This window comes from Hymenobacter roseosalivarius DSM 11622, from assembly GCF_900176135.1.
Classification (GTDB): Bacteria; Bacteroidota; Bacteroidia; order Cytophagales; family Hymenobacteraceae; genus Hymenobacter; species Hymenobacter roseosalivarius.
The window spans coordinates 1-13,638 of the sequence record NZ_FWWW01000094.1 but is presented as its reverse complement, the minus strand read 5'-3'; the positions used below and the strand labels follow the sequence as shown (position 1 = coordinate 13,638).

16 protein-coding genes and 1 pseudogene are annotated in these 13,638 nt (G+C 54.4%); 9 read left to right on the top strand and 8 right to left on the bottom strand.

Annotated elements, in window-relative coordinates; translation table 11 throughout:
• Positions 1-89 precede the first annotated feature (89 nt).
• From B9A24_RS17980 to B9A24_RS17970, 3 genes are all read right to left on the bottom strand, one after another.
• Complete coding sequence (locus B9A24_RS17980; RefSeq protein ID WP_143435032.1) at positions 90-335, bottom strand: hypothetical protein; 246 nt, start codon at positions 333-335, stop codon at positions 90-92.
• 96 nt (positions 336-431) lie between these two features.
• On the bottom strand, positions 432-1,094 hold the full coding sequence (locus B9A24_RS17975) for an HD domain-containing protein (protein WP_084447401.1): 663 nt from the start codon (positions 1,092-1,094) through the stop codon (positions 432-434).
• A 69-nt stretch (positions 1,095-1,163) separates the two neighbouring features.
• Positions 1,164-1,922 carry a glycosyltransferase family 2 protein gene (locus B9A24_RS17970; RefSeq protein WP_084447400.1) on the bottom strand — a complete coding sequence of 253 codons (759 nt, stop codon included), beginning with the start codon at positions 1,920-1,922 and terminating at the stop codon, positions 1,164-1,166.
• A 120-nt stretch (positions 1,923-2,042) separates the two neighbouring features.
• On the opposite strand from B9A24_RS17970, the gene B9A24_RS17965 reads away from it, so the two are divergent.
• Positions 2,043-2,342: a YciI family protein gene (locus B9A24_RS17965; RefSeq protein WP_084447399.1), complete on the top strand. Its 300-nt coding sequence runs from the start codon at positions 2,043-2,045 to the stop codon at positions 2,340-2,342.
• An 81-nt stretch (positions 2,343-2,423) separates the two neighbouring features.
• Positions 2,424-3,299 (top strand): LysM peptidoglycan-binding domain-containing protein, encoded by an 876-nt coding sequence (locus B9A24_RS17960; protein ID WP_084447398.1) that lies wholly within the window; start codon positions 2,424-2,426, stop codon positions 3,297-3,299.
• 117 nt (positions 3,300-3,416) lie between these two features.
• Here B9A24_RS17960 and B9A24_RS17955 read toward each other — a convergent pair whose 3' ends face one another.
• Together B9A24_RS17955 and B9A24_RS17950 are read right to left on the bottom strand one after the other, a co-directional pair.
• A complete protein-coding gene (locus B9A24_RS17955; protein WP_084447397.1) occupies positions 3,417-4,295 on the bottom strand; it encodes an SDR family oxidoreductase in 879 nt (292 codons plus the stop codon).
• A 54-nt stretch (positions 4,296-4,349) separates the two neighbouring features.
• A complete protein-coding gene (locus B9A24_RS17950; RefSeq protein WP_084447396.1) occupies positions 4,350-4,742 on the bottom strand; it encodes a hypothetical protein in 393 nt (130 codons plus the stop codon).
• Positions 4,743-4,835: 93 nt separating this feature from the next.
• Here B9A24_RS17950 and B9A24_RS17945 point away from each other — a divergent pair, with 93 nt between their 5' ends.
• The 4 genes from B9A24_RS17945 to B9A24_RS17930 all read left to right on the top strand — a co-directional run bounded on the left by B9A24_RS17945 (position 4,836) and on the right by B9A24_RS17930 (position 8,687).
• Entirely contained in the window at positions 4,836-5,699 is an 864-nt protein-coding gene (locus B9A24_RS17945; protein WP_143435031.1) for an NAD-dependent epimerase/dehydratase family protein, read from the top strand.
• A gap of 57 nt (positions 5,700-5,756) precedes the next feature.
• Positions 5,757-7,010, top strand: coding sequence for a BaiN/RdsA family NAD(P)/FAD-dependent oxidoreductase (locus tag B9A24_RS17940; RefSeq protein WP_084447394.1), 1,254 nt, complete (start codon positions 5,757-5,759; stop codon positions 7,008-7,010).
• Between the two features lie 361 nt (positions 7,011-7,371).
• The gene (locus B9A24_RS17935; protein ID WP_234997490.1) at positions 7,372-8,160 is read left to right on the top strand and encodes an alpha/beta fold hydrolase; all 789 of its coding nucleotides are present in this window, start codon (positions 7,372-7,374) and stop codon (positions 8,158-8,160) included.
• Between the two features lie 77 nt (positions 8,161-8,237).
• The gene (locus B9A24_RS17930) at positions 8,238-8,687 is read left to right on the top strand and encodes a PA2169 family four-helix-bundle protein (protein WP_084447392.1); all 450 of its coding nucleotides are present in this window, start codon (positions 8,238-8,240) and stop codon (positions 8,685-8,687) included.
• 108 nt (positions 8,688-8,795) lie between these two features.
• Here the strand turns inward: B9A24_RS17930 and B9A24_RS17925 are convergent, their stop codons facing one another.
• On the bottom strand, positions 8,796-10,784 hold the full coding sequence (locus tag B9A24_RS17925) for a DEAD/DEAH box helicase (RefSeq protein WP_084447391.1): 1,989 nt from the start codon (positions 10,782-10,784) through the stop codon (positions 8,796-8,798).
• 522 nt (positions 10,785-11,306) lie between these two features.
• Here B9A24_RS17925 and B9A24_RS17920 point away from each other — a divergent pair.
• Positions 11,307-11,726: an acyl-CoA thioesterase gene (locus B9A24_RS17920; protein WP_084447390.1), complete on the top strand. Its 420-nt coding sequence runs from the start codon at positions 11,307-11,309 to the stop codon at positions 11,724-11,726.
• A 330-nt stretch (positions 11,727-12,056) separates the two neighbouring features.
• Here B9A24_RS17920 and B9A24_RS21800 read toward each other — a convergent pair whose 3' ends face one another.
• Positions 12,057-12,416, bottom strand: coding sequence for a hypothetical protein (locus tag B9A24_RS21800; protein ID WP_143435030.1), 360 nt, complete (start codon positions 12,414-12,416; stop codon positions 12,057-12,059).
• A 288-nt stretch (positions 12,417-12,704) separates the two neighbouring features.
• Here B9A24_RS21800 and B9A24_RS17915 point away from each other — a divergent pair, with 288 nt between their 5' ends.
• Both B9A24_RS17915 and B9A24_RS21795 read left to right on the top strand, forming a co-directional pair.
• On the top strand, positions 12,705-13,136 hold the full coding sequence (locus B9A24_RS17915) for a transposase (protein ID WP_159452100.1): 432 nt from the start codon (positions 12,705-12,707) through the stop codon (positions 13,134-13,136).
• A gap of 23 nt (positions 13,137-13,159) precedes the next feature.
• The gene (locus tag B9A24_RS21795; RefSeq protein ID WP_143435029.1) at positions 13,160-13,372 is read left to right on the top strand and encodes a hypothetical protein; all 213 of its coding nucleotides are present in this window, start codon (positions 13,160-13,162) and stop codon (positions 13,370-13,372) included.
• Here B9A24_RS21795 and B9A24_RS17905 read toward each other — a convergent pair.
• Positions 13,347-13,574, bottom strand: a pseudogene (locus B9A24_RS17905) (transposase); the annotation flags it as partial. The gene B9A24_RS21795 and the pseudogene B9A24_RS17905 sit on opposite strands and share 26 nt — an antisense overlap.
• Positions 13,575-13,638 lie beyond the last annotated feature (64 nt).

Below are 13,638 nucleotides of genomic sequence, written 5' to 3'. Positions count from 1 at the left end.
CTCCCTGGGGGGCTTTCTTGGCACCAGTGAATGAGTACGTTGTGAAGCCCGCAAGTTACGAAAAAAGGCCCGTCTTGCCTAATTGCGGCCTATTTCAGCGGCTTGCTTTTGTCGGCCTTGCGGCGCTTGCTGTTGCCCTCGTTGTGGACCTTGATTTTCTCGCCAATAGCAGGGTTTTGCTTCTTAAAGATAGGCTGGCCCCGAAACTTACTGCCATTATGAAAATGCACCTTGCGCGTATGGCACGACACAATCGGACACGTACGGCACGAGGCAGCGGCGACCAACAGGAACAGGGCCATTACCAACCGAACATAGAGGAAACGTAGATTCATGCCTTAAAAGTAGCCATCCGAAGCGAGTTATACCGCGCTCCGTTAAAGGTTCAGCTTGTAGTAAGTAAAAACTATCACTCTACCGGCGCGCTTCCTTTAATTAACGTCCTCCCCTTCCCATTCGCGCAGGAATTGAGTGAGAAACGCTTCCATAAACTGATGCCGCTCCTTAGCCACAACACGAGCTGCCGGCGTATGCAGCCGTTCCCGCAGATGCAGCAGCTTCTCGTAGAAGTGATTTAGAGTTGGCGCGGCGTTTTGCTTATAGCTCTCAAACGAATCGTGCGCTACGGGCGCGATAGCCGGATCGTGGAGAGGACGGCCTTTATGACCACCATAAGCAAAGGCACGGGCAATACCGATAGCGCCGATAGCATCGAGGCGGTCAGCATCCTGCACCACCTCCCCTTCCGGCGTGCTCATGGGCGTAGGTACACCCAGCCCTTTAAAAGAAATTTCCCGAATGATAACCTCCACGCGCTGAGTAATGGCTTCGTCGACGCCCAGACTATTTAACCATTCCCGAGCAGCGCGCGGACCAGCTTCTTCATCGCCGGCGTGAAACTTCCAGTCAGCAACATCATGAAGCAAAGCGCCTAATTCGGTTACGAACGGATCAACGGCTGGTGTCTGGCTGGCTAAGGCCTGGCTGGTGTGCCATACCCGCTGAATATGGGCCCAGTCATGACCTGAGCCCTCGTGCAGAAACTTAGCCTGGACAAAATCGACTGTGCGAGCAATTATTGCTTTATTATCCAAATGCTTTACCTATTCAAATGGTTAAATAATACACAAAAGAGCATCACCTGAATCAACAGCTTCAGCCAACTACCGCCCCGGCTCCGACACTCCTGCCGCTTGCAATTGGGGGGCATATTTAGCGTAAATCGCCCGCAAATCCTCGGCGTGCTTATCGCCATCAACGCCAATGCTCACGTTGCTGGTATGAAATCGGTGCAAGTGGTTGATGTGCGGCGACACAACGGGCAAGTGGCCGGCCAGCAAAAACCGCACATATAAGTCCAGATCTTCGGCCATGGGAAGTCCGGCGTCGTAGCCCCCAACCTTGTCAAATAGACTCCGGCTGTAGCACACGTTGCCCTGAATAAAATGCTCCCCCCGAAAAATGGCCCCCAGCATATCGCCTACTGAATCGAAGCGCCAGGCATAATAATCTTCGTTGGGCAGATAGTGGCCGTCCTGGTCTATGCGCAGGAAATCGGCTACAAACCAGGGTGCATCGGGGTGGTGCCGCACGAGGTCGGCATAATGATATAAGGTGCGCTGGAGCAGAATATCGTCGTCGTCGAGCGGGACGAGCCAGGCATCGGAGGGCGTTTCCCGAATGATACGGTTACGGGCGTACCCAGCCTTTAGCGGCTCAGGATGAGTCCAGGTGCGCAGGTTGGGCGTATCGGCGGCAGCCTGCCGGAGCCACTCGCCGGTGCCGTCGGTAGAGCCGTTGTCATAGATGAGATGGTCGAAGGAGAAGTCGAGCGGGGCGCTGATGCTGGCCTGGACGCTGGCCACGGCTTCGGGCAGATAGCGGCGGCGGTTGTGGCTGGGAGTAATAACGGAAAAGTGCATAGCTCTCTATTCTGACTTTTACTTTAAAAAGTTGCTTGCCTTGGTGTAAAAGCTCAACTTTCCGCCAGCGGCTGGCGTTCAGCAGCCATACCCCCGTCCTTTTTCTGCCCTACTGCCTTTATGCCCAAATTCGTTGTTAGCTTGCGGCTACCCGCGTTATTCAATCAGGAGTTCATGGCGCTTATTCCGTCGCACTGGGCGCTTATTCAGCAGCTCATTGAGGACCACGTAATTGAAACCTACGCCATTAGCGCCGATCGTACCCGCGGCTGGATCACCATTAATGCCGACGACGAGGCGGCGGTGCAGGCCGTGGTCGAACAGTTTCCGCTGTATTCGTTTCTGACGGAGGTAGAAATCGACGAGCTTTTTATTTTTGATTCGGCCAAAACCCGCTTTCCTCGTCTCAGCCTTAATTAAGGAACAGAAGCACGGTCACGTTATAAAATTACTATACCACCCATTTTATTTACCCATTTGCAAAAACACCACTAGTTACATATGTTTTCAATTTCTTGGCTTGTAGTGCCGGTTGCCAGCCTATTAGCAGCATACTCCTTCTTTTTGCCCAGCGGCGCGCCGACGGCATCGTTGCCGCCTGAAAGCATGACCACTGAGCAGCTCGTCTCGCGGCTGCGGCTGGCTATTGATAATTTAAAGACCCTGCGCTGCACGGTGCACGCGCAGGAACGTCTGGGCGCGAAGTACACCCAGGCTAACTCCACCATGAAATTGGGGTATGCCCCCCTGCGGATATTTCTGCGCAATAAGAAAGGCGTGGAAGTACTTTGGGTAACGGGCCAGAACGACGGCGACGCCTGGGTGTACCCCAATAGCTTTCCGTACGTCACGCTCAGCCTTGACCCGAATGGCACACTCATGCGTCGCGGTCAGCACCACAGCGTGCTGGATGCGGGCTACGGCATGATAGCCGATATTCTGCGCGGCTCCGCCCAGCGCCCGGATCGGTCATATGAACGCTCCTTTCGCTACGCCGGCGATACCACGGTGGCGGGCCGGCCGTGCTACCAGCTCCGCTCCGACTTTCCGAAGTTTCGCTACGTGACATATACCGCGGGCAAGGGCGAAACCGTAACGCAGGTGGCCGACAAGTTTGGCTGCGGCGAATACCGTATTATGGAGCGAAACGGCGTAGCCGTCGACGCGCCCATTCCCACGGGCAAGGTGCTGCAAGTGCCTAACAGCTACGGCACGCGCACCCTAATCTGTGTTGATAAAAAGCTGTTTTTGCCGCTACTGATCCGGACAGAAGATGATAAAAGCCTGTTTGAGGAGTTCAAGTTTTTGGATCTGGTGGCCAATCAGCCAATCCCAGCCCAAGAGTTCACCAAGGCTTTTAAGGACTATAACCTGTAACGCCGGATTCAACGGAAATATGCAGGACGTTAAGCATGCAAAAAAGCCCCCAGATATATTATGGGGGCTTTTTTGCATAAGTTAAGAGAGCAGCAGAAGCAGCTTGCACACGGAATGTTACCGACGCATTGCTTTCTCGATTTCATCCCACATAGGGGCCGGAATCATCTCTAGCTTGTTAAACTCACCAGCGCCATTCAGCCACTCCCCGCCGTCGATGGTGACGACTTCACCATTCATGTAGGCGGAAAAGTCTGACACGAGATAAGCCGCCAGGTTGGCCAGCTCCTGATGGTCGCCTACACGCTTCAGCGGCACAGAGGCGGCGGGGTCGAGTTTTTTGGCCAGCGGTTCAGGAAATAAGCGGCTCCAGGCGCCTTCCGTGGGGAACGGACCGGGCGCAATGGCGTTAGAGCGAATCCCATATTTGGCCCACTCCACAGCCAAAGAGCGAGTCATGGCCAGGACGCCAGCCTTGGCGGCCGCTGAGGGCACCACATAGGCCGAGCCCACGGAGGCGTAGGTGGTCACGATGTTGAGGATAGTGCCGGGCTTTTTATCGGCAATCCATCGTTTGCCGAAGGCGAGGGTGCAATTGTAGGAGCCGCGCAGCACGATGTCCACAATCACGTCGAAGGCCTTGTGGCTGAGGCGCTCGGTGGGCGAAATAAAGTTGCCGGCAGCGTTATTGAGCAGCACATCCACGCCCCCAAACTCGTCGATGGTGCGCTGCAGCATGGCCTCTACTTCATCGTATTTGCGCACGTCGCACTGCACAGCCAACACCTTACCGCCGGTTTGCTGACGCAGTTCTGCGGCGGTTTTTTCCAGCACCTCCAGCTTGCGGCTGCTGATGGTAACATTGGCGCCAAGCTGCAGGAAATACGTGGTCATGGCGCGCCCCAGGCCGGTACCACCGCCCGTCACAACGATGGTTTTGCCTTGCAGGGCGTTATCACGAAGCATGGGTTGGGTGTAAGGAGGGGAAGCAGCCATAGAAGGAGTTGGTGGAATCTTGGAGTGAGAAAAAAGAGGGGACGTGGCCAAAAGCTACACCCTTGGCTCAAATAAACCAGTTATTCGTGTAACAGTCCCTTCGGCCACAATCTTCGGTCCCTCACAGCAATAGAACGACGTACCCGGCCGCACCATTTTCTGGTGAATGTGACTCCGTATTTTGGGGCTGATACCATACATCCGGGCAAACAGCCACTCATCCATCGGCAGCAGCACATCCCGGAAAGAAGCGCCGGTAGCTGGGTCGTAGAAGTCGGGGTACAACATGAAGTATTGCTTGGCACACTCTCCCTGAGCGTAGCGAAAATCCCAGCGGATACCATTGTAAGCGGGCGTCAATCGGCCACCTTCCTCAAGCGGTAAAATCCGAATACGGGCCTCAAATTCGTCAGCTAGATGATCGTAGAGGCGGGTGGCAGATGACATACGGACATCATGAATATGCCGTAATGTAATGGCTTTTCCGATTTTCGAGCAGCCAACTTGCCCCCGAAGGATTTTTTGCCACCTTTGGTCCGCATGAGTAACTCCCCATTAACTCCTCATCCGACGATAGCCGTGCTGGGTTGCGGCTGGCTAGGTTTGCCCCTGGCCAAGGCTCTTGTGGCCGAGGGTTACTCCGTGGCCGGCACTACTACCACGCCAACCCGCGTGCTCACGCTGCGCGACGCGAGTATCCGGCCGTATCTGCTGAGTCTGGGGGGCAAATTTACCGCTACCGACCGCGACACCCTGCACACCCTGCTTAGCGGCACTGAGACCCTAGTCCTTAACGTGCCCCCCCGCCGAGGAACCACGACCGGCAGCTACGTTGACCTGCTGCGTCCCGTCGCGCAAGCCGTTTCGACCTGCCAGGTAAAACAGGTACTGTTTGTAAGCTCGACCAGCGTATATGCTGATGAGCCGCGAGCTATGCGCGAAACCGATGCCCAGGCTTCACCCGATGCGGCCTCGGATATACTGCGGGCTGAGGATTTATTTGCCCCCCAAACAAACGGCCAAGATCAGGAGCGCAATACCGTCGTGCGGCTGGGGGGCTTATTTGGTCCCCAGCGCCCACCTGGCCGCTTTCTGGCTGGCCGCCACGATGTGGCACAGGCCAGTGCCCCCGTCAATCTGATTCACCTCGCTGACTGCGTGGGCTTGTTATCGGCTATTATTCGCAAGCAAGCCTGGGGCTATACATTTAATGCGTGCGCCCTCTCCCACCCAGTGCGTAGTGATTTTTATTCCAAGGCCGCCCGGCAGTTGGGACTAAAGCCGCCTGGTTTTCGGTTGGATGATTCGCTGGGGGGCAAAATCATTGATAGCACCTTGATTCGGCAGACGTTGGATTACCACTTTCAGCACGATGATTTGGAGGCAGCCTTAACGGCGTGCTAGCCTCACTCCTATCCTTAGCGCGAGCATTTTAGGAGGCAAGGTTCGTATCTTTGCCGGGTGCAAACTCCTTCCCATTTTAACACCGTAGCCGTCCTCGGCGGCGGCGCGGCGGGCTTCTTCGGGGCCATTGCCTGCGCCGAGGCTAACCCACGCTTAACGGTGTATCTGATTGAAAAAACCGGCAAGCTGCTGAGCAAAGTCCGGATTTCGGGTGGCGGGCGCTGCAACGTAACCCACGCCTGCGAGTCGCCCGCGCAGCTGGCCCAGCACTACCCGCGCGGTGGCAAGCAGCTCAAAGAAGCATTCCGGGAGTTTGACGCCCGCGCCACCATTACCTGGTTTGAACAGCGCGGCGTGGCCCTAAAAACCGAGGCCGACGGGCGCATGTTCCCCACCACCGACTCCTCCGAAACCATTGCCCAGTGTCTGCTCGATGCCGCGCAGCGGGCCGGGGTGCGTATCCTGCCGCAAACCAATGCCGAGGAAATTGCCCCCCAGCCCGGCGGTGGCTTCCGCCTGCGGCTTACGGGTGCCCATGCTCAGGAATTGCCGGTCGCGCGCCTGCTCATTGCCACCGGTGGCTCTCCTAAAGCGGAGAATTACCAGTGGCTGCGTCAATTGGGCCACTCCATAGTGGAGCCAGTGCCTTCACTGTTTACCTTCAACGTGCCCGAGTCGCCCTTGCGGGAGCTACCGGGCGTGAGCGTGCCCCATGTGCGGGTGCGGGTGGCGGGCGAAAAACTGGAATATGAAGGCCCTATACTGGTAACGCACTGGGGTGTGAGCGGGCCGGCCGTACTTAAGCTATCGGCCTGGGGAGCACGCCGTCTGCACGAACTAAACTATGAAAGCACGGCCCTGGTAAGCTGGGTACCGGCCCACACCGAAGAATCGTTGCGGCAGTGGCTGCACACCTTTCGGGACCAGAATGGCCGCAAAACCGTGGAAAGCAATCCGCTGTTTGGCCTGCCCCAACGCCTGTGGCGCACCCTCACCGATCAGGCCGGCATCGGGCCGGAAATGCGTTGGAGTGAGCTGCCGGCCAAGCTGCAAAACCGCCTGATTGAAAGTCTTCTGCGTACGCCTCTGCCCGTGCGGGGCAAAACCACTTATAAGGAGGAATTTGTAACCTGCGGTGGTATCGTGCTCAGCGAGGTTAATATGCATACTATGGAAAGCCGTCGGGCGCCGGGTCTCTACTTTGCTGGTGAAGTACTTGATATTGATGGCATTACCGGAGGCTTCAACTTTCAGGCCGCCTGGACGACGGGCTACCTGGCTGGGCGGGCCATGGCAGCTAGTGGCTCTTAGTATCCTCTTTTGTCAGCACGTCCTGCCTTGTGGGCGCAAGTACTTGTCCGCGGCGCGAAGGCGCTCAGGCGGGGTAGACTTAGAGCGAATTGTAGGTTGACCCGATAGCAGGAGGCAGGCTCAACAATGTCTTTTCTGTTTTAAAGACTTAAAATACTTGGTATAAGTGCATTTGCAGCATAGGGTGGCAGAATGGTGCAACCTAGACAGTAATAGTCGTGACCTGTTGAGGGTTCATTAAGGAATCATTGTATATTTTAGAAGAATAGTACTCCTCGTCAAGAGGTCACCTGGTCCACAACAGACTATGGATGCATGCATACGCAACAACGTTAAGGTTATTGGCAAAGGTGAACAGCCGATGGTATTAGTCCACGGCTTCGGCTGTGATCAAAGCGTCTGGCGCTATATCACGCCAGGATTACTAGACACTTATAAAATCGTCCTTATCGATCAGGTGGGAGTCGGTGACTCCGACTGCTCCGGGTATAACTCGGGGAAATATGCTTCCCTAGAGGCCTATGCAGCCGACATTCTGGAGGTATACCACGAGTTGAACTTACAGGACGCCATTCTAGTAGGTCACTCGGTAGGAGCTACGCTATGCATCCTGTGCGCCATTCAGGAACCCGACCGCTTTTCTGAGTTAATTCTCCTCGTCCCTTCCCCCTGCTATATCAACGACGGCGACTATTATGGGGGCTTTGAACGCGCTGATGTAGAGGCCATGCTGGCTACTATGCAGGCTGATTACGAAGGCTGGGCCACCACCTACGCGCCCTTTATCATGGGAAACCCTGATTGTCCCTCGCTGGAACAAGATCTAGAGGAACTCTTTTGTCGGGCAAATCAGGACATAGCCAAGGAGTTTGCCCGCATAACTTTCCTGTCGGATTACCGGCCTATGCTATCCAAACTGACAAACAAGACACTGCTTTTACAATGCACGGAAGACACATTTGCCCCCCCGCGAGTTGGTGCGTTTATACATGAAGCGATACCTACATCTATGCTGCTCACCTTGGGCGCCACTGGTCATTGTCCGCACCTGAGCGCGCCCATCGAAACCTTGTCCGCGATAAGTGCTTTCCTGCAGCAGCCACGGACAATGACTGATAACTTTAGCAGCGCCATCAACCAGGCCAAATAACCCGCGTTGCAACCTTGCAGGTATGGACACAGTAAAGCAGTAGAGTTACTGTTTTACCTACCCCAACTCTACTCCTCATGGATTCCAAAGCAACCCAAGCCCTACTCAACGAACTCGTTCAAACCCTCAAAGACGGTGAAGTTGGCTACGCCACCGCCCTCACCGACGTTGAAGATCAGGACCTGAAAGAGGTCTTCAAGAAATACGCCGCCCAGCGCGACGGTTATCTAACTGAGCTAGAAGACCAGATGCACCAGCTTAACCTGAAAGCCGAGGAAGACACATCCATCACCGGCACCGTACACCGCGCTTTCATTAACATTAAGGCTGCCATCACCAGCAAGGACCGTGAAAGCATCCTCAACGAGTGCGAGCGTGGCGAGGATTACGCAGTAAAAGCCTACCAAACAGCTTTGAAAGCGGAAAGCCTCCCCGGCCAACTGAAGTCTATCATCGAGAAGCAATACCAAGGCGTACGCGAAGCCCACGACACCATCAAGTCGCTGCGCGACGCGAGCAAGAAGTAGTACTGGTTTCACAACCACAAAAAAAGCCCCCCAGACCAACGTCTGGGGGGCTTTTCTACTTAAAGTAGATTCGCCGTGTGATCAGCGAAAGCTACCTGGAGGCTTGATCTATTCGTCGAAGTCGCTAGTGCTGCGGGGCTTGTAGCCGCCGCCGGTGCTGCCCGCGTTGCTGGCACCACTGTCACCATCGCGCTTGCCTTTGTAGCCGCCGCCGTAGCTGCTGCTGCCGCTGCTGCCACCGTCGCGGTTACCTTTGTAACCACCACCGTAGCTGGAGCCACCGCGGTTGCCGCCAAAGCTGCTGCCGCCACGAGCACCGCCGTAGCTGGAACCACCTTCGCGACGTTCGCCGTAGCTGCTGCCGCCACGGTTGCCGCCGTAGCTCGAGCCGCCTTCGCGACGCTCACCGCCACCGAAGCCACCTGGGCCACGACGCGCAGGACGATTCTCGTTGGCACCACCGAAGCCGCCTGGGCCACGACCACCTTCCTGCTTGGCGTCGCCTTCCTGCACGGGCGTAGCCACGTTAAAGGCCACCGGACGACCATTAATGCTGGCGCGACCGAGGTTGGTTACGATTTCTTCGGCAAACTCCGAAGGCACTTCCACGAAGCTGAACTTGTCGTAAAGGGCGATATCACCTACTTTACCAGCGGTCAGGCCTGTGCTCTCGGCAATCAGGTCAACGATATCACGGGGGTGAATCCGGTCCTTCTTGCCCATTGTCACGAACATGCGGGTGTAGCCGGGGCGCGGCGCGGCTTGGCTACGACCAGCGTCGAGGCTTTGCTCCACCCGCTTCTCTTCCTTCATGCTCATCTTGAGCAAGGCAGCAGCAATGTCAAGCGAAGTAATTTCTTCGCTCTGATCCAACAGACGCTGCACACGGCCTACGTACTTCTCCAAATTGCCTTTTTCAATGACATCCTTGATCTGGGTCAGGAACAGCGTGGTTTTCACCTCGGTCACATCCTCAAACGACGGCACGCGTTCCAGCTTGATGGTGGCCTTGGTGAAGCGCATGATGTCGCGCAGCTTATAGATGTCGCGGCCACTCACGAAGGTGAAGGCGCGACCCGACTTGCCGGCGCGGCCCGTACGGCCGATACGGTGCACGTAGTATTCCTCGTCGGCGGGCAGGTCGTAGTTGATTACGGCCTCCACGTTCTCCACGTCGATGCCGCGGGCGGCTACGTCGGTGGCAACCAGGATTTCCAGAGTGCCTTTACGGAACTTGTCGAGCGTATTCTGACGCTGCTGCTGGCCCATGTCGCCGTGCAGACCTTCGGCGAAGTAGCCTTTGGCTTGCAGGTCGCCCACGATTTCGTCTACCATGCGCTTGGTGTTGGCAAACACGATGGCCGACTTCAGATTGAACATGTCAATCAGGCGAGTAAGCACGTCTTTTTTCTGGGGACCACGCACCTCGTAGTACGACTGCTCGATGTTCGAAACAGTCATCTCCTGGTGGTTTACCTTCACGATCTGCGGATCTTTCTGATACCGCTTCGTCATGTCCATGATGGGCTTGCTCATGGTAGCCGAGAAGAACACCGTCTGGCGCTCCTCAGGCATTTTCTTGAGCACTGTTTCGATATCCTCGCGGAAACCCATGTCCAGCATTTCGTCGGCTTCGTCGAGGATGATCATTTTGCAATGATCCAGCTTCAACGTACCGCGCTCCAGGTGGTCCATTACGCGACCCGGCGTACCAATTACGATCTGCACGCCGCGCTCCAAGGCGCGGAACTGACGATCGTAAGACGAGCCACCATAGATAGGCACCACGGCCAACCCTGACTTATACTTACCGAGCTTCTGAATTTCGCCCGAAACCTGCACGGCCAGCTCACGCGTGGGGCAGAGAACGAGTACCTGGGTGTTGCGCGAGTTAGTATCGACGCCCTCGATGGCCGGGATACTGAAGGCCGCCGTTTTGCCGGTACCCGTCTGGGCCTGGCCAATCACGTCGCGACCGGCGAGCAGCGCGGGAATTGCCTCTGCCTGAATCGGCGAAGCCTCTTCGTAGCCGATTTCGGTAATCGCGCGTTGCATTTCTGTCGATAACGACAGTTCTTCAAATTTTACTTTTTCCATGTTGTGTTTAGATCGAATGAGATGAACTAGCTCTGAAAACAGCAGATTCAGCGACGTTCTTCACCCACACTCTCAACAACGACAAGCGACGGAAGCAACGGACGGAAGACGGTGACGGCCAGAAATTTACAAAAAGCAGCCGTAGCTGCGCGGAACAGGGCCATTCTCAAATGCGGGTGCAAAGATACGATTTTATTTCGTAAAAAAGCCTCCCAGTGATACGATTAGCTCTCTTAGCTAGCCTTGGGGGGCAAATTGAATGGTACGCCAACGTTCGGCTGACCCTACTGTGAGGTGCTATAACACGATTTAAAAATTCGCGTTCCGCTATAATCAAATAGATAATAATCAGTCTGCGCTGGCGACTCTTAATGCACGTAGTATTAGCTATTTAGGATTAAGACAAATCTGCTTTACAGCCCTCTCCTAGCGCAGACACTATTATAGGTCGTAAGCCGCTGCTGAGCCGCCGTGGTTTTACTTTGCGGCTTCGCTGCTCATCACAACCAGCTTCCTCTTGCTATGTCCGAACCCACGCCTGCCTTCCGCTTTTCCCGCCTGATTACCGTTGTAGAATCTGACATTGACGAGCTAAACCACGTCAACAATGTGCAGTACGTGCAGTATGTGCAGGATACCGCGGCAGCGCACTGGCTGACCGCCATCCCGAAGGGCGAGCGGGAACAGTATATCTGGGTGGTGCTGGAACACCGGATCCGCTACCACAAGCCCGCGTTTCTGGGCGAGGAGCTGCACTGCACTACCTGGGTGGGCGAAGTGCGCGGGGCCCAGTCCCAGCGCTTCGTGCGCATCGAGCGGGCCGCCGATAACGTGCTGCTCTGCGAAGCCGAAACCCAGTGGGTACTCCTAGACCCGCAGACCCAGCGCCCGAAGCGGGTGGAAGAGGCGGTGAAGAAGCGGCTGTGGGAGCCCGTGGGGTAAAGAATAACGTTTTTGATTTTACGTGAGTTGACCATTTAAACTTTATTTCTTCAATTCAAAAGCGAAATAACAACAAGGTATATTCTTTAGGCTTAATTATGTGTGATTCATATTATAGCAGTTTCGCGAACGGTGTAACCATTACGTTGCCTGCGGTGAAGTAAAGTATTAGTATGGCTGCCCGAAACTGGAGTAGCTCCTGCTGCCATAGTAGGCAACCTACTTACAGATAGGGCTACACCGTCCTCGAAACCGCTATAATAGCAATATTTACTATGTTAGCTAAGTCTACTTAGATAGATATTAATAAATTTATCTCATTGTAATGATCTATCGGATACAAAAAAAAGTTTTCTGATCTGGTTCTGAAATTTGCAAAAAATCATCACTCGAATAAAGTATTTCGAAATCAATTTTATCATCTGCTAATATAGAGTAATATACAGATAATATATTATGACTTATTTTAACATCTATAGGAGATCTACCTTTTCTAAAAACATAGTCTGTTTTGATAAACACAGATCTATCAATATACAGATAAAATAAATAAGGCATTTTTGATGGCAAAGAGCTACAATCTTCTTTTGGAGCTGAATCGGTGATTTTAGACCCTCCAGGCCCACCAGTAAACATTTTTATAGCGTACCATTTTTTACCGAAAATATTACTTGTATGGCTTTGAGTCATAGCTTCTGTGTGTAAACCAATGATTAATAAAAATATAATAAAGCATTTTATTTTTTGTCAATTTAATAATTGTTGTAATATTTTGTACGTGATTTTTTATGCATTTCATATTATCATTTTCAAATGATTTTCTAAACTAATAATATTTTATTACATAAGTATATTTACGCATTAATATTCATAAGCTTAACAATAGAGCAGCAACCTGCTTTGAAAGCATAATTGGGTACTGTCAATATACTTAAATCGGCTGTATTCCTTAGAAGCTGTTTGAGTTAACTTAGCTTGGTGGAACAAGCAAGAGAAAAGGCCGCTCGAAGGCGGTACAGTGCTGATACGGTCGACGGGCCGGCGGCCATTGCCTTCTGGGACGAAGTGGCGGCTGTGCGGGAGCTGTTGGGGCAAGTACAAGTCATTTTCGTCGACAACTCGTTTAACGGCGTCTTTCGCGAGCACCTGGCCCAGCACTACGGCATCCGGGTCGAGAAACCGACCCATGTGCTGGTGGAAAAAACGAACTGTTGCATCCATGCCTGGCGCTGGATTGTCGAGCGCACCTTTGCCTGGCTCAGCGCTACCCGTAGATTGTCAAAGGAATACGACCGAGGCTTGCACCATGCCAACGCGTGGATTGCCCTAGCAAACATCCGAAGAGTGCTTAAATTCTGCTACCTCAAACAGCTTATGAGCAGCAGACCGTCTTTGCGCAGCCGGTGGTAGTACTTCCAGAAGCCCCAGCCCGGGTGGCTTTTCACCAGCGCCACCCGGGCGGCCACCACCGTGGCGTCAGCCGCTTGCCGGGCGGCTTGGTCGCCCCGGCCGTGCCCCGGCCGAGCGGCGAGCCAGACCCACCAGGGGCGCAGGCCCGGCGGCAGCTCAGCCCCCGCGCTACGGCCTGCTGGGCCACGGCCCGCCGCTCGGCCGGGGCCACTACTTTTTTCGCAGCACCTCCTTGACGACCTGGTTTTCAAGGCTCAGGTCGGCCACCAGTTGCTTGAGTCGGCGGTTTTCTTCCTCCAGGTGCTTGAGGCGTTGCAATTTGGTGACCTCCAGGCCACCGTACTTGCTCTTCCACTGGTAAAACGTGGGCTCACTGATGCTGTGCTCCCGACAGATCTGGGCCACGGTCTGGCCCTGACCTTGTTGGCGCAGATCTGTCGCTAATTTGCGCTTCGCTGAAACGGCTCTTTTTCATGGGGCAGTAGGGAAGAGGGTGGAGAAG